The organism is Klebsiella pasteurii, from assembly GCF_018139045.1.
In the GTDB taxonomy this organism is placed as follows: domain Bacteria; phylum Pseudomonadota; class Gammaproteobacteria; order Enterobacterales; family Enterobacteriaceae; genus Klebsiella; species Klebsiella grimontii.
Map to the genome: position 1 here is coordinate 2404589 of NZ_CP073236.1, position 25864 is coordinate 2430452.

Sequence of the window (25864 nt, forward strand, 5' to 3'; positions counted from 1 at the left end):
CTTTACTCCCTGTCATTTATGATTTGTATTAACACTCTGCGGCCTTCCCCCGGGGGCGGCGCAAAGCGCCTTGCCCGGGCTACCGGTTCAGCGCGGCTTGCCAGGCTTGTAGCCCGGACAGATGCGCAGCATCGCCTCCGGGAAAATTCGCCGGTGTTAAGGCCGCATCAGTGCGCCGCCGCGTACAGCTCGATAATCTGCTCCCGGGCAGCGGTGCGTGGATTGGTGCGCAGACAAATGTCCTCCTGCGCCGCCTGCGCCCACGCGCTGAAATGCTCAAGCTTTGCGCCGGCATCTGAGAGTCGTTGACTCAGGCCCACTTCGGCGATCAACGCCTCTACGGCGGCAATTGCCTCGTGGTCATCGGTTTTTTTAGCGGTGAGCGCCCGGCCGATTTGGCTGAACCGCTCGCGGCATACCATGCGGTTAAACGCCATCACCGTTGGCAGCAGCATGGCGTTGGCCTGGCCGTGGGGAATATGCAGCGCCGCGCCGGGCTGATGCGCCATCGCATGGCATAAGCCCAGACCGGCGCTGGAAAAAGCCATTCCCGCCATGCAGGAAGCCAGCAGCATACTTTCGCGGGCGGCAAGATCGTGACCGTAGCCCACGGCCTTAGGCAGCGCCTGGCCAATCATCGCTATCGCACCAAGCGCCAGACTATCGGTAAAGGGCGTCGCGTTGAGCGCGCTGTATGCCTCTACGGCGTGGGTCAGCGCGTCTATCCCGGTCATCGCCGTCACCTGGGGCGGAACGCCTTCGGTCAGGGCGGCGTCGAGAATCGCCACGTCCGGCATTAGCGAGGCGTGGGCCAGCACCTGCTTGCGCCCGCTGACCGCATCGATAATCACCGTCACGTTGGTGGTTTCTGAGCCGGTTCCGGCGGTCGTCGGCACCGCAATCAGCGGCAGACGCGGGCGCAGTATGCTGCTTTCCGTCATCTCACTTAGCGTTTGCTCCGGGTTGGTGACCAACAGCGCCACCGCTTTCGCCGCGTCCAGCACCGAACCGCCGCCAAAGGCCACCACGCCGTCGCACTTCGCTTCGCGCAGCTGCGCCACCGCCGCGCAGACGTCGGTAACGCACGGCTCTCCTGGCGGACAGGGCCAGACGGTCATCGCCACGCCTTTCACCGCCAGGCTGCGCGCAAGCCCGGCAGTCATTCCCGCCTGATGCAGGAAGCTGTCGACCATCACAAACAGATGCTTTACGCCTCGCGCTTGCGCTTCCTGGCCGCAGGCGCTGAGCGCGCCGAGGCCGCACAGCGTCACCGGCGGCACGCTGAAGGTTTTCACCCGCTGCAAATTCAAGGTGTCGAATGCCTGAAAAAGCGCCGTCTGCAGTTCAGCTTGCATTGATTCCCTCCGCTTTCTCACTTCCACTGTTGGCTATCGCCAGCGGGGTCATAAACAGGCTGTGCTGCGGTAAATGCACCTGTAATTCCGGGAAGCGCTTACGAAACAGCACATCCACGCCCGGCTGCATGCACGAGCCGCCCGCCAGCCACAAATCGGCAATTTCCTGACCGTCAATATGACGAGCGACGATCTCCGCCATCTTTTCGTACACCGGCTTCACCACCGGCCAAATCTCCTGCGCGTTGCTGCGCTTGAACTGCTCCGCCTCTTCCAGCGGAATGCGACGGTTACCAGCGAGAGTCAGGGAGATATGGTGGCCACCGGTCGCTTCATCGGCGGAGTAGGTCACTTTGCCGCGCTTCACGATGGCGATCCCGGTGGTGCCGCCGCCGATATCCACCACGCCGGCGTTATCGAGCTGCAGCAGGTCCGCCACCGCGGTCGGTTCATCGAGTACGTGACTCACCTCTAACCCTGCGGACTCCAGCACGTTGATCGAAATACGCGGATCGGTGCCCGGAGGAAATGAGGTCGCCGCATGAGTGAAGCGGCAGCCAAGCTGCCGTTCCAGCGCGTCGAGATGGCGGCGCACGATGGTAACGGCGCCGAAGAAATCCCAGACGATGCCGTCGCGCACCACGTCCGCCCAGTCGAGGCACACCGCAACCGGCTGCCCGTCACCGTCGACCACCATCGACACCACATCGCAGGTACCTAAATCCACACCCAGCCACAGCGGCGAACCGCTGAGCGCAGGCGTCTGGTTACACAGGGTTGCCGCTTTTTGCAGCCGGGGCGTGAGCCAACGTTGTTCGTCGTGTGCCATCGGTCGTCCCTTATACAATTCGGAAGGCGTCTACCAGCACGCAGCGGCGCAGGCGGACAAAGGTACGCGCGCTGGTCACCCCCTCCCCGGTTGGCGTGGTGATAGTCATGGTGGTCCAGCCTTCCCCGCCCAGGCCGAGCCCGGCGATGCACGGCCCGTTTTTGACGAAAATGCTGGTATCAATGGCGTTCGCCATCTGGTTCATGTTGTCGATATTGCGCGAGTGCATCGCCGCCGTATGGTGGCAGCCGCCTTCCAGCTGAACCGCCAGCGCGATGGCTTCGTCGACGTTGGCAACCCGTACCACCGGGAGCACCGGCATCATCAGTTCGGTGACGGCAAACGGATGGCTGGCCGGGGTTTCAACGAACAGCAGGCGCGTCTGCTGCGGAACGTTCAGGCCGATGGCTGCGGCAATCTTGCCGGCGTCGCGGCCAACCCAGTCGCGGCTGACGGTGCCTTTGCCGCGCTCATCGATATTTTTAAGCAGCACCGGCTGAAGCTGCTCGGCCTGAGCGGTGCTGAGCTTCACCGCCTGCTGGCCTTCCATCAGGCGCATCAGTTCGTCGGCAACGCTATCGACCACGATCAGCACCTTTTCGTCGGCGCAGATGATGTTGTTATCAAACGAGGCGCCTTTGACAATGGACTGCGCGGCGCGCGCCAGGTCGGCGGTTTCGTCGACCACTACCGGCGGGTTACCGGCCCCAGCGGCGATCAAACGTTTATTGGTATGTTTACGCGCGGATTCCACCACCGCTTCCCCGCCGGTGACCACCAGCAGACCAATGCCGGGGTACTTAAACAGCCGCTGGGCCGTTTCGATATCCGGGTTCGCCACGGTGACCAGCAGATTGGCCGGACCACCCGCGGCAATCACCGCCTGGTTGAGCAGCATAATCGCCCGCTGAGAGACCTTTTTCGCCGCCGGATGCGGGGCGAACACCACGCTGTTGCCCGCGGCAATCAGGCTGATGGCGTTATTAATCACCGTCGCCGCCGGGTTGGTGGATGGGGTGACCGAGGCCACCACGCCCCACGGCGCGTTTTCAATCAGCGTCAGGCCGTTATCGCCGGTCAGCACCTGTGGAGAGAGGCACTCCACGCCCGGCGTGCCGCGCGCCTGCGCCACGTTTTTGGCAAATTTATCCTCCACGCGGCCCATGCCGGTTTCGCTAACCGCCAGCTCCGCTAATTCCCTGGCGTGCTTTTCGCCCGCCTCGCGAATGGCGTGAATCGCCAACTGACGCATCGCCACGCTTTTCAGCCCCTGCTGAGCCACTTTTGCTGCCGCGACGGCGTCATCAAGGGAGGCGAAGACGCCCATCTCATGAACGGTACTGTCCGGCTTGCTGCTGTCCGTCATTTTCAGCAGTACCGCTTTCACCACCTGTTCAATATCCTGTTGATTCATGATGTTCAGTCCTATTTATGGAAAATCACCTGACCGCCGGCCACCGCTTCATCGACGATACCGATGACGCACAAATCGACAGGAGACGCCTCGCTGCGGTGCGCCTGTCGCGCCGAGCTTCCACTCACCAGCAGAACCCATTCCCCGGCTCCCGCGCCGATGCTATCGGTGGCGACGGCGCACTGCCCGTCAGGCTTCCCTGCGGCATCAATCATCTCCACCATCAGCAGCTTGTCGTGCGCCAGCCCCTGATGGCGGACGGTGCAGACAATGTGTCCCGTGACGACTGCCAGTTTCATACCCGCCTCCCTGGATTACGTGGTGAGTCGTAGGCCTGATAAGCGCAGCGCCATCAGGCAATAGCGCGCGTTAATGCCGGATAGCGGCGCTTGCGCGGCTTATCCGGCCGTGAGTCAAATATTGCTGTCGCCTTTGAAACTGATGGGGAATACCTCTTCCAGATCGCCATGCGGGCGCGGAATAACGTGCACAGAGACCAGCTCGCCAATGCGCTGCGCCGCCGCGGCACCCGCATCGGTGGCCGCTTTGCACGCCGCCACGTCGCCGCGCACCATCGCGGTCACCAGACCGCCGCCAATCTGCTTCACGCCAACCAGCTTCACGCGCGCGGCTTTGACCATCGCGTCAGAGGCCTCAATCAGCGCAACCAGGCCCCGGGTTTCAATCATTCCTAATGCTTCCATTGTGTTTTCCTCTCATGGGGTCCAGAACGGGACCGTTTATACAACCAGTGTTTGCGAGTGGTTTACCCGGCTCGCGTCAGTCTGGCGCGGCACGGCTGCCACTAACGCCAGTTCGATAATTTCCTGCACGCTACAGCCTCGAGAGAGGTCGTGAAGCGGCGCGGCAAGTCCTTGAATCAGCGGCCCGACCGCGCGGTAGCCGCCCAGGCGCTGGGCGATTTTGTAGCCAATGTTGCCCGCCTCCAACGAGGGAAAAACCATCACGTTGGCCCGGCCCTGTAGCGGACTGGCGGGCGCTTTTTGCACGGCGACCTCCGGTACGAAGGCGGCGTCAAACTGCAGTTCGCCATCAACCATCAGCTGCGGGGCGCGCTGGCGTACGATCCCGGTGGCCTGCTGTACGTTGGCGACGTTGGGATGACGGGCACTGCCGTTGCTGGAAAACGACAACATCGCCACCCGCGGCTCTTCGCCGGTGATGGCCTGCCATGTCTCCGCGCTGGCGATGGCGATATCCGCCAGCTGCGCCGCCGTCGGCTGCGGCACTACGCTGCAGTCGGCGAACCCTAATGCCGGTCCGGCGTACTGCGGAAGCATCAGAAAAATCGACGACAGCGTTTTACAGCCAGGCTGAAGGCCAATAATGCGTAATCCGGCGCGCAGCACATTCGCCGTCGAGGAGAGATTGCCGGCAATACATACGTCGGCCTGACCGGCGCCGACCATGGCGGCGGCGAACATCAGCGGGTCGTTGAGTTTTTCCTCGGCGTCCGGCGGCGTTTTTTGCCCGGCGCGGTCCAGCCAGCGCCGGGCAAACGCTGCGCGTATTTGCCGGTTGCTGAGCGGGTCGACGATCTGCATACCGTCCATCGGCAGGCGGTGGCTTAGGGCGAACTGGCGCAGGGCGAAAGGGCTGGCGATCAAAATCGGCTTTGCCAGCCCCTGCTGCTGGAGGTAGTGCGCCGCTTTGAGGACGCGAATATCCAGCGCGTCCGGAAACACCACCCGGGCGGGCGAACGCAAAGCGAGCTGACGGGCGCGTTCAATAATCATTGCTCCCCTCCCAGACGCTGTTGGATTTGGCTGACGGTCAGCGGATGCCTGGCAACGCTTAAAATCATCATCACGTAGACGGTGCTGGAGAGGCGGTTCAGCGCCTGCAGAAGGTCCGGGCGCAATACCTCAAAACTGCGGGTAATAAAGACCTGCGCGGCGACCGTTTCCGTTTCACGAATTTTGCAGCGCAGCAGATTGAGCAGCGCGGCATCGCGGCCGTGACTGGCTTCCGGCACCAGATGATCGTGGTCGAGATAGCGCAGCGGCTGGTGGGAAAGCTGATGCAGTTCATCCTCGTTCAGCCCGACGATGGACTGTGCCGCCAGCGGTTCGTCCAGGGCGTCGGCGCGCATAATGTTGCCGAGGCGCGAACGGATATCCGCCAGCCACGGCTGCCAGGGCTCCGCCAGTTCAATTTGTAGCCATACTGCCAGGGCGATGCTGGCGTCGAGGGCGGCGCGAAAACCCAGCCGCGGGTCGCTTTTGGCGACCATTTTGTCGGCCGTCAGATGGGTCAGGGTGTCCGGCTTTTTCTTCACCGGCTGACGGCACAGTTCGCAACAGGCCTGCGGGTGCGTGTCGCTGCTGGTCAAACCGTGCACCGGCTGCGGCTGCTGCGCTTCGTCATCAACGAACAGGCTGCCCTGCTCGTCGATAAACTTGATGCGCAAACGGCGGCTTTCCAGCAGCTCCCGGGCCGATGGCGTCAGGCGGGCGTCGGCGGGCAGATGAATTTCTGCCCCTTCGCTGAGCGTATGATTCGCTCTGAGCCAGGCTTCGGTGATGAAATCTTTCATAGCGATTGCCAGTTCGCAGGCCAGGCGACGTACAGAAAACGCACCGTCGACGGCGTACCGAATTCAATGCTGGAGCCTTTCGGGATAAACATCACGTCCCCGGCCCTGGCCACCATGGTTTCGCCTTCATGGCGCACGTGGAGTTCGCCCTCCAGCACCATATCGACCTCGTCATAGTTCAGCGTCCACGGGAAAAAAGCGTTTTCCCACTGCATAAACCCGGCGGCCATGCTGCTGCCGTCCTGCTCGGTAATTAAATCCGTCAGGCCGACCCGGTGCGGCTCCGCGCCGTCGAAGCGGCCGAACTTCACGCTGCCGCCGTCAATAACTTTTACACCGCCTTTACCGGTGACCGCCTTAAAGCTGGGCTGCATCGCGTCCATCCCCAGCGACTGCTTCTCCTTCATCACTTTTTCCATCAGCTGCGCCACCAGGCTTTCGGTAAACTGCCCTTCCGGCAGCTGCGCGATAATGGTTTCGCGAATGCGCTGGCTTTCGGTTTTATCCTCTGCCGCCGGTGCCGCAGGCTCTGGCGCAGATTCATCGCACTCGTGGATGGCGACGCCCAGCAGCTCCGCGACTTCGCGGGCTTCCGGGGTGATGATGCTGGCGCGCAGCACAACCGATATTTCCGCTTCGCCTCGTGCGTGGGCCGCACGAATATCGTTAGCTGTGATAAGTTTCTTCACCTGCCCCTTCCTCCTTTTGGCTGAGCTCACTCAGGTAATTCACCAGATGCTTTACGCTTTGCGGGTCGTGACCGTTGAGTTCGAAAATCGGTTCCTGAAACCCCATCTCGTACAGCAGTTGCCGCACCGCGGCGACGTCGGCGTCCGGCACATCCGTTTTACTAATCGCGGCGATATGTCGTTTATTCGCGCCAATATCCAGTAGCCCGGCGGGTAAGCGACTTTCGGTATCGTTGGCCGCGTGGACATAAATCAGCGTATCGACATCCTGCAGCGTGGTAATTAATGCGTGGTACCAGCGCGGATGGCTGAAATATTCTCCCGGGGTGTCGATGTCACCATCTTCATTAAATTCCACGGCCTGCGTTTTTCTCGCGAGGGAATAATTTCCCTGCAGCGCATTAAAAAGCGTTGTTTTTCCCGCGCCCACCGTACCGACAAATGCAATACGTTTCATCGCCGCCTCTAATTAGCTTTTGGTTAACTCGCAGAGGGTGTAATTTAATAATCTACCGAGCCCGCTTACCGTCTGCAGCAGCGCCTCTTCAACCGCGCCAACCGAGCCGTAAATCACCAGCGCGCCGCTAAACCGGTCGAGAAAACCGATATGCACATCGGCGGCCTTCATCGCTAAATCACCGGCGATCATGGCAGTTTCTCCAGGGGTTAAGGTCATAATGCCGATAGCGCCGGATTCGGGAACGCCGATCTTTTTCGCCAGTTCCGCCCCCGGATGCGCAATCAGATGCGCCAGCGTAACCTGCTTGCCGGGTACAAATTCCTGAATGATGCGTTCTTTATCCATGGCTCACCGCTCCGCTAAAACTTGCGCTTATCGTGACAAGTTTCCGCTGGAGTAAATAACAAAATTCGGCAAGTTGATTTGAAAGGTGAGATAGATCACTTATAAACAGAAATAAAAAAGCGCGGGAGAATTCCCGCGCCTGAAATAATTAAATTAAATTACAGCGGCTGAGTTTGCGCTTCAACAACCGCCAGCGCGACCATATTCACGATACGTCGTACCGAAGCAATTGGCGTCAGGATATGCACCGGCTTCGCGACGCCCATCAGCACCGGTCCGACGGTGACGCCTTCGGAGCTGGAAACGCGAAGTAAGTTGTAACTAATACGCGCGGCTTCCATATTCGGCATCACCAGAATATTGGCCGAACCTTTCAGCGGGCTGTCCGGCATCCGCTCATTACGAATGCTTTCCACCAGCGCGGCATCACCGTGCATTTCGCCATCGATCATCAGCTCCGGCGCCTGCGCCTTCACCAGCTCCAGCGCATGGCGCATTTTGCTGGCGGACGGGCAGTCCGAGGAGCCGAAGTTCGAGTGCGACAGCAGCGCCACCCGCGGTTCAATACCGAAACGACGAACCGTTTCCGCCGCCATCAGGGTGATTTCGGCAATTTGCTCCGGCGACGGATCGTGATTGACATAAGTGTCGGCGATAAAGGTGTTGCCGCTCGGCAGCAGCAGCGCGTTCATCGCCCCGGCCGCATGGACCCCATCGCGGTAGCCGAACAGCGGCTGTATGACGCTGTAGTGCTCGTGATAGTCGCCGATGGTGCCGCAGATCATCGAATCGGCTTCGCCGCGCTGCACCATGATCGCGCCGATCACCGTGGTGTTGCTGATCACCGCCCGCTGCGCCTGCTCCTGAGTGATCCCGCGGCGCTTCATCAGGCTGTAATATTCGTTCCAGTATTCTTTAAAGCGCGGGTCGGATTCGTTATTCACGATCTCAAAATCAATCCCGGCTTTAATCTGCAGCCCCAGCTTCTGGATTCGCATTTCAATCACGCCCGGGCGGCCGATCAGGATCGGTTTCGCCAGCCCAAGAGAGACCAGCTCCTGAGTCGCGTGCAGGACGCGGGTATCTTCGCCTTCCGCCAGTACCACCCGCTTCGGCTCTTTGCGCGCCTGGGAGAAAATCGGCTTCATAAACAGGTTCGTTTTGTAGACGAACTCGCTGAGCTTCTCAATGTAGGCATCAAAATCGGCGATCGGGCGAGTCGCCACGCCGGAGTCCATCGCCGCTTTCGCCACCGCTGGGGCGATCTTAACGATCAGCCGCGGGTCGAACGGTTTCGGAATGATATATTCCGCGCCGAAGCTCAGATCCTGATCGCCGTAGGCGGAGGCCACCACTTCGCTCTGTTCGGCGTGTGCCAGCTCGGCAATCGCGTGTACCGCCGCCAGCTTCATCTCTTCGTTAATCGCCGTTGCGCCGACGTCCAGCGCCCCGCGGAAGATGAACGGGAAACACAGAACGTTGTTTACCTGGTTCGGATAGTCAGAGCGGCCGGTACAGATAATCGCATCGGAGCGTACCTCTTTCGCCAGCGGCGGCAGAATTTCCGGCTCCGGGTTGGCCAGCGCCAGAATCATCGGCGCGCGGGCCATTTTCTTCACCATCTCCTGAGTCAGCACTTTCGGACCGGAGCAGCCGAGGAAAATGTCCGCCCCGTCAATCACGTCATCCAGCGTGCGTTTGCCGCTGTCTTCTACCGCATAGGCCGCTTTGGTTTCCGCCATATTCGGCTCACGGCCCTTATAGATAACGCCTTTCGAGTCGCAGACCACGATGTTGTGTTTCTGCATTCCCAGTGCCACCAGCAGGTTCATACAGGCGATCGCCGCTGCGCCCGCGCCGGAAACCACCATCCGCACGTCGGAAATGTTTTTCTCCACCACCCGCAGTCCGTTGAGAATCGCCGCGGTACTGATAATCGCCGTCCCGTGCTGATCGTCATGGAAGACCGGAATATTCATGCGCTCGCGCAGCTTTTGCTCGATGTAAAAGCACTCCGGCGCTTTGATGTCTTCGAGGTTAATACCGCCGAAGGTCGGTTCCAGCGCCGCGACGACGTTGATAAATTTGTCCGGGTCCAGCTCATCGACTTCAATATCGAACACATCGATGCCGGCGAACTTTTTAAACAGAACGCCTTTGCCTTCCATCACCGGCTTACCGGCCAGCGCGCCGATATTGCCCAGCCCCAGTACGGCCGTGCCGTTGGAGACCACCGCCACAAGGTTGCCGCGCGCGGTATATTTATAGGCTGCCAGCGGGTCCTTCTCGATTTCCAGACAGGGCGCGGCGACGCCCGGCGAGTAGGCCAGGGCCAGATCGCGTTGGGTTGCCAGCGGTTTTGTCGGGGAGACCTGGATTTTTCCGGGGACCGGGAATTCGTGGAAATCAAGGGCGCTTTGTTTTAACTGCTCATCCATTTTATCGTTCCTTTCACGTATCGATCGTAGGGGGGTGAAGCGTAATGGCCTACCTGGTGTTCACCCTAAAGGGTCACCTAGTATCTCGCCTGACGGCTTCGTAAACTTTGAACACCGCCAAACTCTCGCCATAACAAAGTTATATTTGTTATCGATTTATAATGTTTATGTAACTTAGTTTCAGAAGCAATGATAGCCCCGTCTGCTATGCTTTTTAGTTATGCAACTCATCATCCTCTCTATCCTAAACCAATAAAAACTCATGCAACCTATTGTTTCAGGAGCACATTATGTCCCGTAGAGAACTCGCTAACGCCATCCGCGCCCTGAGTATGGATGCAGTCCAGAAAGCCAACTCCGGCCACCCCGGCGCGCCGATGGGCATGGCCGATATCGCAGAGGTGCTGTGGAACGATTTCCTTAAGCACAATCCTGAAAACCCGCAATGGTACGATCGCGACCGCTTTATTCTCTCCAACGGCCACGCGTCGATGCTGCTCTACAGCCTGCTGCATCTGACGGGCTATGACTTGCCCATCGAAGAGATAAAAAACTTCCGTCAGCTGCATTCCAAAACGCCGGGGCACCCGGAAATCGGCTATACCCCGGGGGTTGAAACCACCACCGGGCCGCTGGGGCAAGGGCTGGCGAACGCGGTGGGGCTGGCTATCGCCGAGCGTACGCTGGCGGCGCAGTTTAATCAGCCAGACCATGAGATCGTCGATCACTTTACCTACGTGTTTATGGGCGATGGCTGTCTGATGGAGGGGATTTCTCACGAAGTCTGCTCTCTGGCGGGTACGTTAGGACTGGGTAAACTCATCGGCTTCTACGACCACAACGGTATTTCCATTGATGGCGAAACCAAAGGCTGGTTTACCGATGACACGGCAAAACGCTTCGAGGCCTATCACTGGCATGTGGTTCATGAAATTGACGGCCACGATCCCGAAGCCGTGAAGAAAGCGATTCTGGAAGCCCAGAGCGTGAAGGACAAACCTTCGCTGATTATCTGCCGTACGGTAATAGGCTTTGGTTCACCGAATAAAGCCGGTAAAGAAGAGGCCCACGGCGCAGCGCTGGGCGAACAGGAAGTGGCGCTGGCGCGCCAGCAGCTGGGCTGGCATCACCCGGCGTTTGAGATCCCGAAAGAGATCTACCGCGCCTGGGACGCGCGTGAAAAGGGACAAAAAGCGCAGAAAAGCTGGGAGGAGAAGTTTGCCGCCTATCAGCAGGTCCATCCTCAGCTGGCAGCGGAGTTTACGCGGCGCATGAGCGGCGGACTGCCTGAGTCGTGGGATGAAACAACGCGGAAATATATCGCTGAGCTGCAGGCCAACCCGGCGAAAATCGCCACGCGTAAGGCTTCGCAAAACGCCCTTGATGCCTACGGCCCGCATCTACCAGAACTGTTGGGCGGCTCCGCTGACCTCGCGCCAAGTAACCTGACTATCTGGAAAGGTTCGACTTCGCTGAAAGAAGATCCGGCGGGCAACTATATTCACTACGGCGTACGTGAATTCGGGATGACGGCCATCGCCAACGGCATCGCCCACCACGGCGGGTTTGTACCTTATACTGCCACCTTCCTGATGTTCGTCGAATATGCCCGCAACGCGGCGCGTATGGCGGCGTTGATGAAAGCGCGGCAAATCATGGTCTATACCCACGACTCCATCGGTCTCGGCGAAGATGGTCCGACGCACCAGGCGGTAGAACAGCTGGCCAGCCTGCGACTGACGCCAAACTTCAGCACCTGGCGACCATGCGATCAGGTCGAGGCCGCGGTGGCGTGGAAACTGGCGGTAGAGCGTCATAGCGGGCCGACGGCGCTAATCCTCTCAAGGCAAAATCTGGCACAAATGGCGCGCACGCCGGAACAGGTACAGAATATCGCCCGCGGCGGCTACGTACTGAAGGACGCCGGCGGCAAGCCGGACCTGATCCTGATAGCCACCGGTTCAGAGGTCGAGATCACCGTACTGGCCGCAGAAAAGCTGCTGGCCAAAGGGGTGAACGTGCGCGTGGTCTCCCTGCCATCGACCGACGTATTTGATGCCCAGGATGAAGCCTATCGGGAGTCCGTACTGCCATCAGACGTCAGCGCCCGCGTTGCCGTGGAGGCCGGGATCGCCGACTACTGGTATAAATATGTGGGACTCAAAGGAAAAATTGTCGGTATGACCGGCTACGGTGAATCGGCCCCGGCCGATAAACTTTTCCCTTACTTCGGCTTCACCGTTGAGCATATCGTCAACGTAGGGGACGAGGTACAGAACGGGTAACCCATAGCGTGGGCCAGGCGTCTGGCCCCTGCCAGTTATCGCACTGCGGCTGCTGCGCGTAGCGTACCAGGCTAAAGCGCTGGCCGTCATAGCGCCAGCGCGTTTGCGTCCCGCAGTCGCCGGGCGCGCGCCCTTTATCCAGCGTCACCAGCTCCTGGCGTCGATCGTCGTAGCGGGCGTTCACCAGCTCTACGTCACGCGGCACATCGCCGGGCGGCTGGAAAGGCAGCGTAAGCCGTAGCGGGTGAGCAATATACGGTCGCTGACGCGACACCAGCCAGGCCAGCCAAATGGTGTTGTAGGCGCCCGCTTCGCAGCTGGTCATTAGCAAAACCTTATCGTCGGTTAGCGCGGCAACCCGAACCTCGCGGCGAAACGGATCCAGCGAACAGGCGCTGCTGTTCATGCGCTCGTTGCCGTAATCCATGAGATCGTTAAGTTCATCGCGGCTAAGGGGCGATTGCGCGACGTCGATTCTCGCTACCGACCGCAGCGCAGGCGCTGGTGGAACGCTGAGCGGCGGCTCTTCCCCCTTTCCCACCCACGCGGTTTCGCTACCCACGCGCTTCTGCCGGTTATCGATAAACAGCAGAGCGGCTTTCAGCCCCTGTAACGAGATACTCTGTAGGCCATTTTCAAGCGTCATCATCTGCGCGTCCTGCACCTGCTGCAGGAAAGCATCAATGGTGACGCTATCGTCGGTTTTAAGCAGTTTGTCGGCGATCTGCCAATGTTTATCGCCCAAAGACAGGGGTTTACCATCGAGGCGAAGGCGCGGCGCAATAGGCGCCAGCGCCGCGACCGGGTTGCCCACGCCGCCGAGCTCAATACGCAGGCTGGCGCTGGTGGCCGCCCCGGCGCTGCGGGTGAGGGTCATGACCAGGCCGTGATGCAGCCCGACGTTGCGGGCCACGCAGAAATTCTGATTGTTGCAGGTTACCTGCCAGTCATTGAAGAGCTGTTGCGCCGGCGCCGCCCGCACCAGCGATGTCGGCAGTAAACCGAAAAGCAGAAATAAAATAACCCGATGCAACATGAGCGGCACAACCCCGGAGAAAACGCCATACACAGCGGCTATGTTCACCAGCGGCGAGGTTTTACTCAATCGGATTTATCAGAGATCCCCGTTCATCAGCCCGGAGGTTTGCAAATATTGCAGCAGGATCACCGCTTTGCCATCGCGGATCTCCCCGTTCGCCATCATCTCCAGCGCCCGGTTATAAGGAAGCTCCAGCACCTCAATATCTTCATCATCAACGCCGCCACCACCGTTGGCCCGCTGAGTATCATTATATTCGGCAATAAAGAAATGGATAAGCTCGGTGACGCCGCCGGGCGACATAAACAGTTCAAACAGTTTGCGCACTTCACCGACTTCGAAGCCGGTCTCTTCAATGGCTTCTTTGCGCACGCACGCCTCCGGCTCGTCGCTGTCCAGCAGCCCGGCGCAGGTTTCGATCAACATCCCGTCTTCGTTGCCGTTAACCCAAGTCGCGATGCGGAACTGGCGAACCAGCACGACGGTCTGCTTATGGCGGTTATACAGCAAGATGGTAGCGCCGTTGCCGCGATCGTAGACTTCACGTTTATGGCGAACCACGCTTCCATCGCTGCGCGTCAGCTCATAGGTCATGTTGCGTAAAACGAACCAGTTTTCGGAGAGGATTTTATCTTTGATAACGTTGATATTGAGTGACATACGGGCCCCACAGCGTGAAATGACGATGCCATATTACGCTGTGAAGCCCGCGTTGTCGTCAGTGAAGCGGAATCGATTTAACCTCGAGGAAGTCCATGATCCCCTGCGCCGCGTGGCGGCCTTCTGCCATGGCGGTCACCACCAGATCGGCGCCACGCACCGCATCGCCGCCGGCAAATACTTTGCGATGGGTGGTCTGATAGCGGTAGCGGCTTTCCACATTGGCCTTAATTCGGCCGCGGCTGTCGAGCTTAACGCCGACGGATTCCAGCCACGGCATACCGTGCGGATGGAAACCGAAGGCCATGATCACCGCGTCGGCGGGCATGACAAACTCGCTTCCGGGGATCGGCGACGGGCTGCGGCGTCCCTGAGCGTCAGGCGCGCCAAGCCGGGTGCGCAGAAAGCGTACGCCGTTGACATGCCCCTCTTCGTTCAGCTCCAGGGTCACCGGCTGGACGTTAAATTCAAATAATGCCCCCTCTTCGCGCGCGTTTTTCACCTCTTTCTTCGAACCGGGCATGTTGGCCTCATCGCGACGATAGGCGCAGGTCACCTGCTTCGCGCCGTGGCGCAGCGCGGTGCGCACGCAGTCCATCGCCGTATCGCCGCCGCCGAGCACCACGACGTTCAGCCCTTCGGTGTTGACGTAAGGCTCTTCCGGCAGCTCAAGCAGCCCCATCACCTGTTTGGTGTTGGCGATCAGGAACGGCAGCGCGTCATATACGCCGGGCGCGTCTTCGTTCGGTAGATCCGCTTTCATCGAGCGATAGGTTCCGGCGCCAATAAATACCGCGTCATAGTCATCAAGCAGCGTCGTCAGCGGGATATCTTTGCCTATCTCACGGTTCAGCTCAAAGCGCACGCCCATCTGGGTAAAGATTTCCCGCCGCCGGGCCAGCAGAGATTTATCCAGCTTAAAGGCCGGAATACCAAAGGTCAGCAGGCCGCCGATTTCCGGATGGCGATCAAAGACCACCGGACTCACGCCGTTGCGCACCAGCCGGTCGGCGCAGGCAAGCCCGGCAGGACCCGCGCCGATAATCGCTACCCGCTTGCCGCTTTCAACGACCTGCGAAAGATTCGGCCGCCAGCCGTTGGCCAGCGCCTGGTCGGAGATATAGCGTTCAATATTGCCGATGGTCACCGAACCGTGCTCATCGCGCAGCGTGCAGGCCCCTTCGCACAAGCGATCCTGCGGGCAGACTCGGCCGGTTATTTCCGGCAGGCAGTTGGTCTGATGAGAAAGCTCAACGGCGGCGGCGATATCCCCCTCTTTCACCCGCTCAATCCACTGTGGAATGTGGTTGTGCAGCGGGCAGGTCCATTCACAAATGCTGTGTTCGCCGCACTTCAGGCAGCGTTCCGCCTCGCGATTAGCCTGTCCGGCAGTGAACGGCAGATAAATTTCGGCAAAATTGGCCTTACGCGCTTCGGCAGTTAGTTTGTCGGGCTCGCCGCGCGGCGGCGTCGCGGCCATCTGCGCGACTTTTCCGGCGGAACACGCCAATACCGCCGCGCCGGGATGACCCAAACGCGCCGCGCGCTGACGCCGCTGTTTCGCCAGATTCATCAGCGTACTGTCCGTCGCCAGCTCCAGCGCCCCGGCCGGGCAGTTTTGCACGCAGGCGGGCCCCTCTTCGCGACCATCGCACAAATCACATTTGTGCGCCGTCGCTTTGACTCTGCCCTCCTCTACCGGCGTCAGGACGATCTGCATCACGCCAAACGGGCAGGCAACCATACAGGATTTACAGCCGATGCATTTCTCCTGATTCACCTGGACGCTGCCGTTAAGCTGGCTGATGGCGTCATTTGGACAACTGCGGGCGCACGGCGCCCCTTCACAATGGTGGCAGGTTACGGCGTTACGTTTTTGCTCGCGCTTGATAACGGTAATACGCGGCAGAAAACGCTGCGGGGTCAATACATGCTGCTCATCGTTATGCGCCATGACGCAGGCAACTTCACAAGCCTTGCATCCGATGCACTTATGACTATCGCTTAAAATAAAGTGGTTCATGACATCCTTCAGTCTTCGTGGTGAATAACCCCTCAATTCGCATGACTATCTATTACCCGACAAAACGGTGCAGGAACAATGTGCATTTGCACAGGTTGCCGATTTTTTGGTAATAACCCGAGGTGGATCAATTTTTTTGACTTAAATGAAATCACGTTTTATTTAGCTAAGTAATAATGCGCTACGTTTGCGCCACCGCGGCGGCGCGCCGAAAGGAAGGAGCAGATAGAGGAAGAAAGAGAATTCTTTACGCTGCCATAAAAGGCACACGATAAATTACACTATCTCCTTATTTTCTCCACGATTGCCTGAGGGCTTGCCGCTAGAGTGTCACAGGCTGTGCAATAACAAAAAAATGTGCAAAATGAGGTCCTAATTCTGATGGCGAATTTTTTTATCGATCGCCCCATTTTTGCGTGGGTTCTGGCAATCCTTTTATGCCTGACCGGTACCCTCGCAATTTTGTCGCTTCCCGTTGAGCAATATCCCGAACTTGCCCCACCCAACGTGCGGATCACAGCGAACTATCCCGGCGCTTCGGCACAGACGCTGGAAAATACGGTCACTCAGGTTATCGAGCAGAATATGACCGGCCTCGACAACCTGATGTATATGTCATCCCAGAGCAGCGGCACCGGGCAGGCCACCGTGACGCTGAGCTTTACCGCCGGGACCGATCCGGATGAAGCCGTCCAGCAGGTGCAGAATCAGCTGCAATCGGCGATGCGTAAACTGCCGCAGGCCGTCCAGAACCAGGGCGTAACGGTGCGTAAAACCGGGGATACCAATATCCTGACGATCGCCTTCGTCTCTACCGACGGCAGTATGGATAAACAGGATATAGCCGATTACGTTGCCAGTAATATTCAGGACCCGCTCAGCCGGGTCAACGGCGTAGGCGATATTGACGCCTATGGTTCGCAGTATTCGATGCGCATCTGGCTCGATCCGGCCAAACTCAACAGCTTTCAGATGACGGCAAAAGACGTCACTGATGCCATCTCTTCGCAAAACGCGCAGATCGCCGTCGGCCAGCTGGGCGGCACGCCGTCGGTGGATAAACAGGCACTCAACGCGACGATTAATTCACAATCGCTGTTACAAACGCCGGAACAGTTCCGTGATATTACCCTGCGGGTTAATCAGGACGGTTCGGAGGTCACCCTTGGCGATGTCGCCACCGTCGAGATGGGGGCGGAAAAATACGATTACCTCAGCCGCTACAACCGCCAGGCGGCATCCGGACTGGGGATAAAACTGGCGTCCGGCGCGAACGAAATGGCGACCGCCGAACGCGTGATCGACCGCCTGAACGAACTCTCCCAGTACTTCCCGCACGGCCTGGAATATAAAGTCGCTTACGAAACCACCTCATTCGTGAAGGCGTCGATTACCGACGTGGTGAAAACGCTGCTTGAGGCCATCGCGCTGGTGTTCCTCGTGATGTATCTGTTCCTGCAAAATTTTCGCGCCACGCTGATTCCCACGATCGCCGTTCCGGTAGTGCTGATGGGGACCTTTGCCGTCCTCTACGCCTGCGGCTACAGCATTAACACTTTAACCATGTTCGCAGTAGTGCTGGCGATAGGCCTGCTGGTGGACGATGCCATCGTGGTGGTGGAGAACGTCGAGCGTATCATGAGTGAGGAGGGCCTCTCGCCGCGTGAAGCGACGCGAAAATCAATGGGCCAGATCCAGGGCGCGCTGGTCGGTATCGCCATGGTGCTATCGGCGGTATTTGTGCCGATGGCCTTCTTCGGCGGCACTACCGGCGCGATCTATCGTCAGTTCTCTATTACCATTGTCTCGGCGATGGTGCTGTCGGTTCTGGTGGCGATGATCCTGACGCCAGCGCTGTGCGCCACGCTGTTAAAACCGGTTCACAAAGGCGAAACCCACGGACAACGGGGCTTCTTCGGCTGGTTTAACCGCACCTTTAACCGTAACGCCAGCCGCTACGAAACCGCGGTCGGCAAAATTCTTCATCGCTCGCTGCGCTGGATAATGATCTACGTCCTGCTGCTGGGCGGAATGGTCTTTTTGTTCCTGCATCTGCCTACGTCGTTCCTGCCGCTGGAAGACCGCGGCATGTTTACCACCTCGGTGCAGCTACCAAGCGGTTCAACCCAGCAGCAAACCCTGAAGGTGGTGCAGCAGGCGGAAGACTACTTCCTGAAAAATGAGAAACAAAACGTTGAATCGGTGTTTGCGACCATCGGTTCCGGCCCCGGCGGCAACGGCCAGAACGTGGCGCGTATGTTCGTACGCCTGAAGGACTGGGACCAACGCGATCCCACCACCGGCTCCTCTTTCGCCATCATCGAGCGTGCAACCAAAGCGTTTAATAAAATTAAAGAAGCCCGCGTTTTTGCCAGCAGCCCGCCTGCCATCAGCGGTCTGGGCAGCTCCGCCGGTTTCGATATGGAACTGGAAGATCACGCGGGCAACGGGCACGAAGCGCTGATGGCCGCCCGCGATACCCTGCTGGAGCTGGCCGCTAAAAATAACCAGCTCACCCGCGTGCGCCACAACGGCCTCGACGATAGCCCGCAGCTGCAGGTGGATATCGATCAGCGTAAAGCGCAGGCGCTGGGCGTCTCTATTGACGATATCAACGACACGCTGCAGACCGCGTGGGGGTCAAGCTACGTCAACGATTTTATGGATCGCGGCCGCGTGAAGAAGGTCTACGTTCAGGCGGCGGCGCCGTATCGCATGCTGCCGGACGATATCAATCTGTGGTACGTACGCAACAGCAGCGGCACGATGGTGCCCTTCTCCGCCTTCGCCACCTCACGCTGGGAGACCGGTTCGCCGCGTCTGGAGCGCTATAACGGCTACTCGGCGGTAGAAATCGTCGGTGAAGCCGCGCCGGGCGTCAGTACCGGTACCGCCATGACGATTATGGAAGAGCTGGCCCAGCAGTTGCCGAACGGCTTTGGTCTCGAATGGACGGCGATGTCTTATCAGGAACGCCTCTCCGGGGCGCAGGCGCCAGCGCTGTACGCCATTTCGCTGCTGGTGGTGTTCCTGTGCCTGGCGGCGCTGTACGAAAGCTGGTCGGTGCCGTTCTCGGTGATGCTGGTGGTGCCGCTGGGGGTTATCGGCGCACTGCTGGCGACCTGGATGCGCGGGCTGGAAAACGATGTCTATTTCCAGGTGGGCCTGTTGACGGTGATCGGTCTGTCGGCGAAAAACGCCATTCTTATTGTCGAATTTGCCAATGAGCTGAATCAGAAAGGCGAAGATTTGCTTACCGCCACCCTCTCCGCCTGCCGCCAGCGTCTGCGGCCGATCCTGATGACCTCGCTGGCGTTTATCTTCGGCGTACTGCCGATGGCCACCAGTACCGGGGCGGGCTCCGGCAGCCAGCATGCCGTCGGCACCGGGGTGATGGGCGGTATGATTTCCGCTACGGTGCTGGCTATCTTCTTCGTGCCGCTGTTCTTCGTGCTGGTGCGCCGCCGCTTCCCGCTCAAGGAACGGCCGCAATAATCGGGACGCGCCCTGACGATATTTTCGCCGGGGCTAAATAACAGAAAAGGCGACCGGACAGGTCGCCTTTTTCATGTGGTCGCTTCAACTGCATTATTATTCTGCCTGTGAAATCGCCATGCTTTTATTGCGGAAAACTATTTACGAAGCATGCCTTCGATAAAGTCTTTCCAGTTCCCCAGTTCATGTTCAATCATAATAGCCTCTCTTATTATTATGGGTGATTTTATGCAAATTCATTGATGGTTTAAAGATGGTTTGCGCTATCGCTCTGATGACTATCATTACCTCCCTGCTGAATACCCCTTTCATTCGTAAGTACTATGAGCCCAATTCGTGCAATTTAATGTGACCAACAGCAACATTTAGCAACATTCGTCCATTAGCCTATCGCGCCAGGATCCGCCCTGCCGCTAGCAGTAGCCGCCGTTCGGCGCGCAAAAAACGTTCAGAGTGTAACCCTAGATATATATCAGGGGAAAAAACGATATTTATTAAAACAATTCACGTATTATTTATTAAAGGCTTATATATTCGGAAGAATCTTAGCCAATCATTTAATTCAACGGAAAAGGTTTAATCATGCTCACCATGTACGGGATAAAAAACTGCGACACCATAAAAAAGGCCCGCCGCTGGCTGGAAGCCCATCAAATAGAATATCGTTTTCATGATTATCGTGTCGACGGTCTGGATCGCAGTTTATTAGACACCTTTATCGCTGAACTCGGCTGGGAAGCGCTGCTTAACACCCGAGGGACGACGTGGCGCAAGCTGGATGAAACGGTCCGCGCCAGCATCAATAACGCCGACGCTGCGGCGAAACTGATGCTGGAAATGCCGGCAATCATTAAACGCCCATTGCTCTGCGCGCCCGGTCAGCCTATGCTGCTGGGTTTCAGTGAATCAAGTTATCAGCAGTTTAACGAGGTGTAGTCTATGTCTTGCCCGGTCATTGAGCTGGCTCAGCAGCTTATTCGCCGCCCTTCCCTCAGCCCCGATGATGCGGGATGCCAGGCGTTAATGATTGAACGTCTGCGTGCGATTGGCTTTACCGTTGAACCGATGGATTTCGGGGATACCCAAAACTTCTGGGCCTGGCGCGGGCGCGGGGAAACGCTGGCGTTCGCCGGTCATACCGATGTCGTTCCATCGGGCGACGCCGATCGTTGGATTAATCCCCCTTTTGAGCCCACTATTCGCGACGGCATGCTGTTTGGCCGCGGCGCGGCCGATATGAAAGGCTCGCTTGCGGCGATGGTGGTTGCCGCCGAACGCTTTGTCGCCCAGTATCCGGACCATAAGGGCCGTCTGGCCTTTCTAATCACCTCGGATGAAGAGGCCAGCGCCAAAAACGGTACCGTTAAGGTTGTGGAAGCGCTGATGGCGCGCAACGAGCGGCTGGACTACTGTCTGGTCGGTGAACCCTCGAGCACCGAAGTCGTCGGCGATGTGGTGAAAAACGGCCGTCGCGGCTCGCTGACCTGCAACCTGACCATTCACGGCGTGCAAGGGCACGTGGCCTATCCGCACCTCGCCGATAACCCGGTTCACCGCGCCGCGCCGATGCTGGCGGAGCTGGTGAATGTTGAGTGGGATAAGGGCAACGAATTCTTTCCGCCGACCAGTATGCAAATCGCCAACGTGCAGTCCGGGACCGGCAGCAACAACGTGATTCCCGGCGATATGTTCGTCCAGTTCAACTTCCGCTTTAGTACCGAGCTGACCGACGAAATGATTAAAGCGCGCGTCGTGGCCCTGCTCGAGAAATACTCGCTGCGCTACAGCGTCGACTGGTGGCTCTCGGGCCAGCCGTTCCTGACCAGCCGCGGTAAGCTGGTTGATGCGGTGGTTAACGCCATTGAGCACTATAATGAAATCAAACCGCAGCTGCTGACCAACGGCGGCACCTCCGACGGGCGCTTCATCGCGCGTATGGGCGCGCAGGTGGTTGAACTGGGGCCAGTGAACGCCACCATTCATAAAATAAACGAGTGTGTGAATGCCGCCGACCTCCAGCTGCTGGCGCGGATGTACCAACGCATCATGGAACAGCTGGTCGCCTGATGGCATCAATAGAGAAGAGGTAAGCGCATGGATTGGCTAACGAAATACTGGTGGGTTCTGGTGTTGGTATTTTTGGTGGGCGTAATGATCAACGTGATTAAAGATCTTACCCGCGTTGACCACAAAAAATTTCTCAACAATAAGCCGGATCTGCCGCCGCATCGCGACTTCAACGACAAGTGGGACGATGACGACGACTGGCCGAAGAACGACCCGTCGAAGAAGAAGTAAGCATTTTATTTGAGATTGCAGCAAAGAAATCGCCCGGCTTGTACGACGCGGGTCAAGTAACCCGGACAGATGCGCAGTATCGGCTCCGGGAAAATATCCCACTCTGCGCTCTTTTCCCGGGGGCGGCGCTTAACGCGCCTTGCCCGGGCTACCGGTTTCCAGCTCGTTTGCAGGTCCGGTTGCCCGGACAGGCGCATCGCGCCGCCTCCGGGTTTATTATTCACAGCAGCTCAATAATATCGCTATCTTTCGGTGTGCTGCCGCTGAGGGCCTCGTCGAAATAGTGCTTCGGTACGGTAAAGCGCAGATGATCGAGGGCAAACTGCATACTACGATCGTCAATCGCGTGCCCCAAATCCTCAACAATATCCAGCGTCACGTCACCGCCGGCCTGCTGTAGCGCTTCCTGCCCCGCTACCGCCCACGCCAGATCGATAACCCGATCTTCGCCGCCGTGGATCAGGTGAACGGTGGTCGCGGTCGTCGCCGTCTCCGGCAGCGTCGCATATCGGCCGTTAAAGGCGATCACCCGCGATGCCAGACCCGGCTCGGCTTTAATGCTCTCCAGCGACATAATCGCCCCCTGCGAGAAGCCGATCAGCGCCGTCGCCTGCGGGCTGACGCCGCTCTGCTGCTGCCAGTAGCGCACCGTTTCAATGAAGGTCGGCATGATCGCATCCACGCGCTGCTGGCGGTTTTCTTCGCTGACACCCTGCACGGAAAACCACTGGCGCCCCGGAGGCGGACCGCACGGCTCCGCGCCACCGATGCTGACGATCAGCGCCTCGGGAAAGAGCGGCGCAAACCAGCTACCGATTTGCCCCATTGCCACCGGGTTATCGCCGACGCCATGAAACAGCAGCAGCAGTTGCTGTGCAGGTGTCGCGGGGCTTTGAACAATAAAATGATCGTGTTTCATGGCTGTCTCCTTAATGTCTGCAAGGAAGTTTACGCCGCAGGCGAAATATGACCATGCCATTTAACTGAAGGAGTTAGTTAAAAAAATTGCAGCATGTGAACCTGCTGGCGCAGGTCGTTGGCGCGGTTTTCATCCAGGCTGAGCAGCGCCTGCGCCGCTTCTTCGCGCAGCCTGGCCAGCAGCGCTTTCCGTCCGGATAAATCTAACGTTCGGCAAAGCGCGGTCTCATCCTGCTGCTGCAGGCGGCCCCGTAGCGCCGGAAGCGGCAGCTCCACCAGCATAAGCAGGCGATTGAGGCTACCCGCCGAGGTCAGTAGCGAACGATGGGCAAAAGCAAAACCCGCCACCTCCAGCCAGTCTTCTTCAGTAAGAATAGTCGCTTTCAGCGCCGTCAGCGGCACAGGCTCATCTCGCCAGTCGCGCAGCCAGTACTCATCGCGCTGCAGCCGTCGAGCTTCTTCGCTTGCCAGGCGCTGGCCCGCTTCGCTGAGAGGATAGAGCGCCATCGCGGTATAACAGCCGCTGCTGGCTTCCCGATGCGTGCCCAATCGCACCAGCGTAAAACCGCAGCGTTGCCAGAAGCGCCACAGCTCAGGCGTGTAGCCAAAACTCACCGACAGATAATCCCGGTCCTCAGCCTGCGACGTCGCCTGCTCCACCAGCCGCTGCCCCACCCCCTCGCGTTGGCGAGCCGGATGCACGGCAATACGGCTGATGCGCAACCCTGTCAGCGTGGCCGCCAGCGGGCTGCCGCCGTGCGCCGCCAGCGACTGCGCCACCAGATTGCCGCGCGGACGGCGGTAGCCGGCCCACACCGCCTGGCTAAGGGATGGCTCCAGACCGCCCTCTTCGACCAACCACAGCGCCCCGGCGATGCGGTTGCCGCTGCGGGCGCAGGTAAAATGCTGCCCCGGCGCATCCATCATGCGCCGGAGGTCAAGCGGCGACGTGCGATAGTGGGCCCCGGAAAGCAGTTGATACATCGCTTCCGGTAACGCTGGCTGTCGCCGCCAGCTCTCCTGGCTGACGCTTTCCAGGGCGATATCGCCGCCTGGCGCGTGCTGAAAGGTCTCATCGCTAAACAGCAGCAGCTGCGCGATCGCCGCCTCCAGCGGACAGCCGCTCGCCCAACGAATGGGCGCCGTCAGGCTAAACTGCCGTAAGTGCGCAAAGCTGGCGCAAAACTTAAGCAAAAAGCCGCGCCCGGTCCCTTCGTACCCCTGCACGGTGGTGGTCAATAGCGTCTTCGGGAAGCGGGAGACAAGCTGGCGCAACAGCGGCCCGGGGATGGCCGCTGCCTCATCGACAATCAGCCATCCGGCGCTACAACCGGAAGCCAGCAATGCGTCGGGGGCCATAAAGCGCAAGTTTTCGCCAGCGAAAGCCGCCATGACCTCCGTCGCTCCCCGCGCCGGCGCCGTGACGATGGCATCTCCCCCCAGATGGCGAATAAGCATTCCCGCGAGCGCGGACTTTCCTCGCCCGCGCTCGGCGGTTAGCGCCGCAATGCCGGGAGGGAAACGGGCCAGTTCGGCAAGCACGGCGGCCTGCTCCGCCTGCGGATGACCATCGGCGGGACGCCATCGCGGTCGCGCGGCAAATGCCGGCACCATGCATTCCTCGCCCTGCCGCCAGAGAATGGACGCGTTATTCGCACTAATCTGTTGGCAAAAACGATAAACAAAATTCGGCGTAGAGATGGGGTCGGGAGCGTCGCTCCAGCGCAGGGAATCCGCATCAGGACGAGCCGGCCATTGCACGAAGTCGGGCACGAGCAATACCAGCCAGCTCCCGGCGCGCAGCGTACCGGCTAACGCGGCAAACGCCGCGACGTCAAAACCCTCGCGGGCATCGAAAAAGGCGTGCTGGAATTCGCGGCCCAGCAGCGATTTCAGGGCGGTAGACGAGACGTACGGCTCGGGCATCGGACGCGGACCAACCCACAGCCCGTCTCCGGACAGCGCGGTACGTACTGTTTGCGCCTGGCGCAGGGTCCAGGCATCGTCGCCGCTGAGAACCAGCAGACGACGAATGCCTTCGCGCGCCATCTGCGCCGTCAGGTGACGCAGTTCATCCATGACAAAAAAGCATTACAGCGCGTTGCCGAAGGTGTTGCACTGCGCCGGGTCGCCGCTATCGAAGCCGCGTTTAAACCAGGTATAACGCTGCTGGGACGTTCCGTGGGTAAAACTGTCCGGCACGACGCGCCCCTGGCTCTGCTGCTGCAAGCGATCGTCGCCAATCGCCTCTGCGGCGTTCAGCGCTTCCTGCAGATCGCCGGTCTCCATGTAATCTTGCTTCTGCATGTTGTAGCCCCAAACGCCGGCAAAGCAGTCCGCCTGTAGCTCCATTTTTACCGACAGACGATTCGCTTCCGCCTGCGAAGCATTTTGCTGCAGCTGGCGCACTTTCGGTTCAATACCCAACAGCTTTTGTACGTGATGGCCAACCTCGTGGGCAATAACGTAGCCCTGCGCGAAATCGCCGCCGGCGCCAAGCTTGTTTCTCATCTCATCGTAGAATGACAGGTCGATATACACCGTGCTGTCCGCAGGGCAGTAAAAAGGCCCCATCACCGATTGGCCGGTGCCGCAGGCGGTCCGCGTCGCGCCGCGATACATCACCAGCTTCGGCTGCGCGTACTGGCGGCCCATATCTTTAAAAATCGCGCCCCAGGTATCTTCCGTGTCCGCCAGAATCACCTTCGTGAATTTCGCGGCCTCTTCATCCTGCGGGCTGATGGAGCGTTGAGTGGTGGTTTGCTGTTGTGATACCGGTTCGCCGGTCAGCATGCCGGTTAAATCTACGCCGTAATAGCCCGCCACCAGGACAATAATCAGCAGCACGATGCCGCCTTTGCCGCTGGGGAGACGAAAACCGCCTCCGCCGCCCATCGGTGAACCAGATTGACCACGACGATCTTCCACATTGTCGCTTTCGCGACGTCCTTGCCAGCGCATAAGCACCTCAATTCATCATATTAACCAATGAATAAGATCGTAGGCGGTTCAGCGGAGGATTACCACAGGAAACAGCAAGAAGAGCGCCAGAAGAAGAA

22 protein-coding genes and 1 pseudogene are annotated in these 25864 nt (G+C 59.0%); 5 read left to right on the plus strand and 18 right to left on the minus strand.

Annotated elements, in window-relative coordinates; translation table 11 throughout:
- Positions 1-167: 167 nt before the first annotated feature.
- The 11 genes from eutG to maeB form a co-directional block, all read right to left on the minus strand.
- The gene (eutG, locus tag KCG39_RS11230; protein WP_004123413.1) at positions 168-1355 is read right to left on the minus strand and encodes an ethanolamine utilization ethanol dehydrogenase EutG; all 1188 of its coding nucleotides are present in this window, start codon (positions 1353-1355) and stop codon (positions 168-170) included.
- Positions 1345-2184, minus strand: coding sequence for an ethanolamine utilization protein EutJ (gene eutJ, locus KCG39_RS11235; RefSeq protein WP_142468021.1), 840 nt, complete (start codon positions 2182-2184; stop codon positions 1345-1347). Before eutJ ends, eutG begins: the two co-directional genes overlap by 11 nt.
- Positions 2185-2194: 10 nt before the next feature.
- Positions 2195-3598 carry an aldehyde dehydrogenase family protein gene (locus tag KCG39_RS11240; RefSeq protein ID WP_004123415.1) on the minus strand — a complete coding sequence of 468 codons (1404 nt, stop codon included), beginning with the start codon at positions 3596-3598 and terminating at the stop codon, positions 2195-2197.
- 11 nt (positions 3599-3609) lie between these two features.
- Positions 3610-3897, minus strand: a complete 288-nt coding sequence (eutN, locus tag KCG39_RS11245) for an ethanolamine utilization microcompartment protein EutN (RefSeq protein WP_004123418.1) — start codon at positions 3895-3897, stop codon at positions 3610-3612.
- 114 nt (positions 3898-4011) lie between these two features.
- Positions 4012-4302, minus strand: coding sequence for an ethanolamine utilization microcompartment protein EutM (gene eutM, locus KCG39_RS11250; RefSeq protein ID WP_000387720.1), 291 nt, complete (start codon positions 4300-4302; stop codon positions 4012-4014).
- A gap of 36 nt (positions 4303-4338) precedes the next feature.
- Positions 4339-5355 (minus strand): phosphate acetyltransferase, encoded by a 1017-nt coding sequence (gene pta, locus KCG39_RS11255; RefSeq protein WP_004123420.1) that lies wholly within the window; start codon positions 5353-5355, stop codon positions 4339-4341.
- Complete coding sequence (eutT, locus tag KCG39_RS11260) at positions 5352-6155, minus strand: ethanolamine utilization cob(I)yrinic acid a,c-diamide adenosyltransferase EutT (protein ID WP_004123421.1); 804 nt, start codon at positions 6153-6155, stop codon at positions 5352-5354. The genes pta and eutT overlap by 4 nt, the downstream gene beginning before the upstream one ends.
- A complete protein-coding gene (gene eutQ, locus KCG39_RS11265; protein ID WP_004123422.1) occupies positions 6152-6844 on the minus strand; it encodes an ethanolamine utilization acetate kinase EutQ in 693 nt (230 codons plus the stop codon). Before eutQ ends, eutT begins: the two co-directional genes overlap by 4 nt.
- Complete coding sequence (eutP, locus tag KCG39_RS11270; protein WP_049112883.1) at positions 6822-7301, minus strand: ethanolamine utilization acetate kinase EutP; 480 nt, start codon at positions 7299-7301, stop codon at positions 6822-6824. Before eutP ends, eutQ begins: the two co-directional genes overlap by 23 nt.
- A gap of 12 nt (positions 7302-7313) precedes the next feature.
- On the minus strand, positions 7314-7649 hold the full coding sequence (gene eutS, locus KCG39_RS11275) for an ethanolamine utilization microcompartment protein EutS (RefSeq protein WP_004123425.1): 336 nt from the start codon (positions 7647-7649) through the stop codon (positions 7314-7316).
- Positions 7650-7807: 158 nt separating this feature from the next.
- On the minus strand, positions 7808-10087 hold the full coding sequence (gene maeB, locus KCG39_RS11280; protein ID WP_142468022.1) for an NADP-dependent oxaloacetate-decarboxylating malate dehydrogenase: 2280 nt from the start codon (positions 10085-10087) through the stop codon (positions 7808-7810).
- Between the two features lie 290 nt (positions 10088-10377).
- Here maeB and tkt point away from each other — a divergent pair, with 290 nt between their 5' ends.
- A complete protein-coding gene (gene tkt, locus KCG39_RS11285) occupies positions 10378-12372 on the plus strand; it encodes a transketolase (protein WP_049112885.1) in 1995 nt (664 codons plus the stop codon).
- On the opposite strand, the gene KCG39_RS11290 is transcribed toward tkt, so the two are convergent.
- The 3 genes and pseudogenes from KCG39_RS11290 to aegA all read right to left on the minus strand — a co-directional run bounded on the left by KCG39_RS11290 (position 12341) and on the right by aegA (position 16094).
- A complete protein-coding gene (locus tag KCG39_RS11290) occupies positions 12341-13408 on the minus strand; it encodes a DUF1176 domain-containing protein (protein WP_123828973.1) in 1068 nt (355 codons plus the stop codon). The genes tkt and KCG39_RS11290 overlap by 32 nt on opposite strands.
- 65 nt (positions 13409-13473) lie before the next feature.
- Positions 13474-14071: pseudogene (nudK, locus tag KCG39_RS11295) on the minus strand (GDP-mannose pyrophosphatase NudK).
- A 58-nt stretch (positions 14072-14129) separates the two neighbouring features.
- Positions 14130-16094 carry a formate-dependent uric acid utilization protein AegA gene (gene aegA / locus KCG39_RS11300; RefSeq protein WP_142468023.1) on the minus strand — a complete coding sequence of 655 codons (1965 nt, stop codon included), beginning with the start codon at positions 16092-16094 and terminating at the stop codon, positions 14130-14132.
- Positions 16095-16475: 381 nt separating this feature from the next.
- On the opposite strand from aegA, the gene acrD reads away from it, so the two are divergent.
- On the plus strand, positions 16476-19589 hold the full coding sequence (acrD, locus tag KCG39_RS11305) for a multidrug efflux RND transporter permease AcrD (protein WP_049115205.1): 3114 nt from the start codon (positions 16476-16478) through the stop codon (positions 19587-19589).
- A gap of 137 nt (positions 19590-19726) precedes the next feature.
- Here acrD and ypfM read toward each other — a convergent pair whose 3' ends face one another.
- Positions 19727-19786 (minus strand): protein YpfM, encoded by a 60-nt coding sequence (gene ypfM, locus KCG39_RS11310; RefSeq protein WP_100181659.1) that lies wholly within the window; start codon positions 19784-19786, stop codon positions 19727-19729.
- A 385-nt stretch (positions 19787-20171) separates the two neighbouring features.
- Here ypfM and KCG39_RS11315 point away from each other — a divergent pair, with 385 nt between their 5' ends.
- From KCG39_RS11315 to KCG39_RS11325, 3 genes are read left to right on the plus strand one after another with little or no spacing between them, the layout of a single operon-like run.
- On the plus strand, positions 20172-20525 hold the full coding sequence (locus KCG39_RS11315; RefSeq protein ID WP_004123458.1) for an ArsC family reductase: 354 nt from the start codon (positions 20172-20174) through the stop codon (positions 20523-20525).
- 3 nt (positions 20526-20528) lie between these two features.
- Complete coding sequence (dapE, locus tag KCG39_RS11320) at positions 20529-21656, plus strand: succinyl-diaminopimelate desuccinylase (protein ID WP_049115203.1); 1128 nt, start codon at positions 20529-20531, stop codon at positions 21654-21656.
- A 27-nt stretch (positions 21657-21683) separates the two neighbouring features.
- Positions 21684-21887: a YpfN family protein gene (locus KCG39_RS11325; protein WP_004123464.1), complete on the plus strand. Its 204-nt coding sequence runs from the start codon at positions 21684-21686 to the stop codon at positions 21885-21887.
- A 220-nt stretch (positions 21888-22107) separates the two neighbouring features.
- Here KCG39_RS11325 and ypfH read toward each other — a convergent pair whose 3' ends face one another.
- From ypfH to ypfJ, 3 genes are all read right to left on the minus strand, one after another.
- Positions 22108-22806, minus strand: a complete 699-nt coding sequence (gene ypfH, locus KCG39_RS11330) for an esterase (protein ID WP_004123469.1) — start codon at positions 22804-22806, stop codon at positions 22108-22110.
- Between the two features lie 77 nt (positions 22807-22883).
- On the minus strand, positions 22884-24884 hold the full coding sequence (locus KCG39_RS11335; protein WP_142468024.1) for a tRNA(Met) cytidine acetyltransferase TmcA: 2001 nt from the start codon (positions 24882-24884) through the stop codon (positions 22884-22886).
- Positions 24885-24896: 12 nt separating this feature from the next.
- The gene (gene ypfJ / locus KCG39_RS11340) at positions 24897-25766 is read right to left on the minus strand and encodes a KPN_02809 family neutral zinc metallopeptidase (RefSeq protein WP_004123474.1); all 870 of its coding nucleotides are present in this window, start codon (positions 25764-25766) and stop codon (positions 24897-24899) included.
- Between the last annotated feature and the right edge of the window lie 98 nt (positions 25767-25864).

Excerpts from the sequence above, each read along its gene's own strand:
- eutG (WP_004123413.1), bottom strand. The coding sequence starts at position 1,355 with ATGCAAGCTGAACTGCAGACGGCGCTTTTTCAGGCATTCGACACCTTG.
- eutJ (WP_142468021.1), bottom strand. The coding sequence starts at position 2,184 with ATGGCACACGACGAACAACGTTGGCTCACGCCCCGGCTGCAAAAAGCG.
- KCG39_RS11240 (WP_004123415.1), bottom strand. The coding sequence starts at position 3,598 with ATGAATCAACAGGATATTGAACAGGTGGTGAAAGCGGTACTGCTGAAA.
- eutN (WP_004123418.1), bottom strand. The coding sequence starts at position 3,897 with ATGAAACTGGCAGTCGTCACGGGACACATTGTCTGCACCGTCCGCCAT.
- eutM (WP_000387720.1), bottom strand. The coding sequence starts at position 4,302 with ATGGAAGCATTAGGAATGATTGAAACCCGGGGCCTGGTTGCGCTGATT.
- pta (WP_004123420.1), bottom strand. The coding sequence starts at position 5,355 with ATGATTATTGAACGCGCCCGTCAGCTCGCTTTGCGTTCGCCCGCCCGG.
- eutT (WP_004123421.1), bottom strand. The coding sequence starts at position 6,155 with ATGAAAGATTTCATCACCGAAGCCTGGCTCAGAGCGAATCATACGCTC.
- eutP (WP_049112883.1), bottom strand. The coding sequence starts at position 7,301 with ATGAAACGTATTGCATTTGTCGGTACGGTGGGCGCGGGAAAAACAACG.
- eutS (WP_004123425.1), bottom strand. The coding sequence starts at position 7,649 with ATGGATAAAGAACGCATCATTCAGGAATTTGTACCCGGCAAGCAGGTT.
- maeB (WP_142468022.1), bottom strand. The coding sequence starts at position 10,087 with ATGGATGAGCAGTTAAAACAAAGCGCCCTTGATTTCCACGAATTCCCG.
- tkt (WP_049112885.1), top strand. The coding sequence starts at position 10,378 with ATGTCCCGTAGAGAACTCGCTAACGCCATCCGCGCCCTGAGTATGGAT.
- KCG39_RS11290 (WP_123828973.1), bottom strand. The coding sequence starts at position 13,408 with ATGTTGCATCGGGTTATTTTATTTCTGCTTTTCGGTTTACTGCCGACA.
- aegA (WP_142468023.1), bottom strand. The coding sequence starts at position 16,094 with ATGAACCACTTTATTTTAAGCGATAGTCATAAGTGCATCGGATGCAAG.
- acrD (WP_049115205.1), top strand. The coding sequence starts at position 16,476 with ATGGCGAATTTTTTTATCGATCGCCCCATTTTTGCGTGGGTTCTGGCA.
- KCG39_RS11315 (WP_004123458.1), top strand. The coding sequence starts at position 20,172 with ATGCTCACCATGTACGGGATAAAAAACTGCGACACCATAAAAAAGGCC.
- dapE (WP_049115203.1), top strand. The coding sequence starts at position 20,529 with ATGTCTTGCCCGGTCATTGAGCTGGCTCAGCAGCTTATTCGCCGCCCT.
- KCG39_RS11325 (WP_004123464.1), top strand. The coding sequence starts at position 21,684 with ATGGATTGGCTAACGAAATACTGGTGGGTTCTGGTGTTGGTATTTTTG.
- ypfH (WP_004123469.1), bottom strand. The coding sequence starts at position 22,806 with ATGAAACACGATCATTTTATTGTTCAAAGCCCCGCGACACCTGCACAG.
- KCG39_RS11335 (WP_142468024.1), bottom strand. The coding sequence starts at position 24,884 with ATGGATGAACTGCGTCACCTGACGGCGCAGATGGCGCGCGAAGGCATT.
- ypfJ (WP_004123474.1), bottom strand. The coding sequence starts at position 25,766 with ATGCGCTGGCAAGGACGTCGCGAAAGCGACAATGTGGAAGATCGTCGT.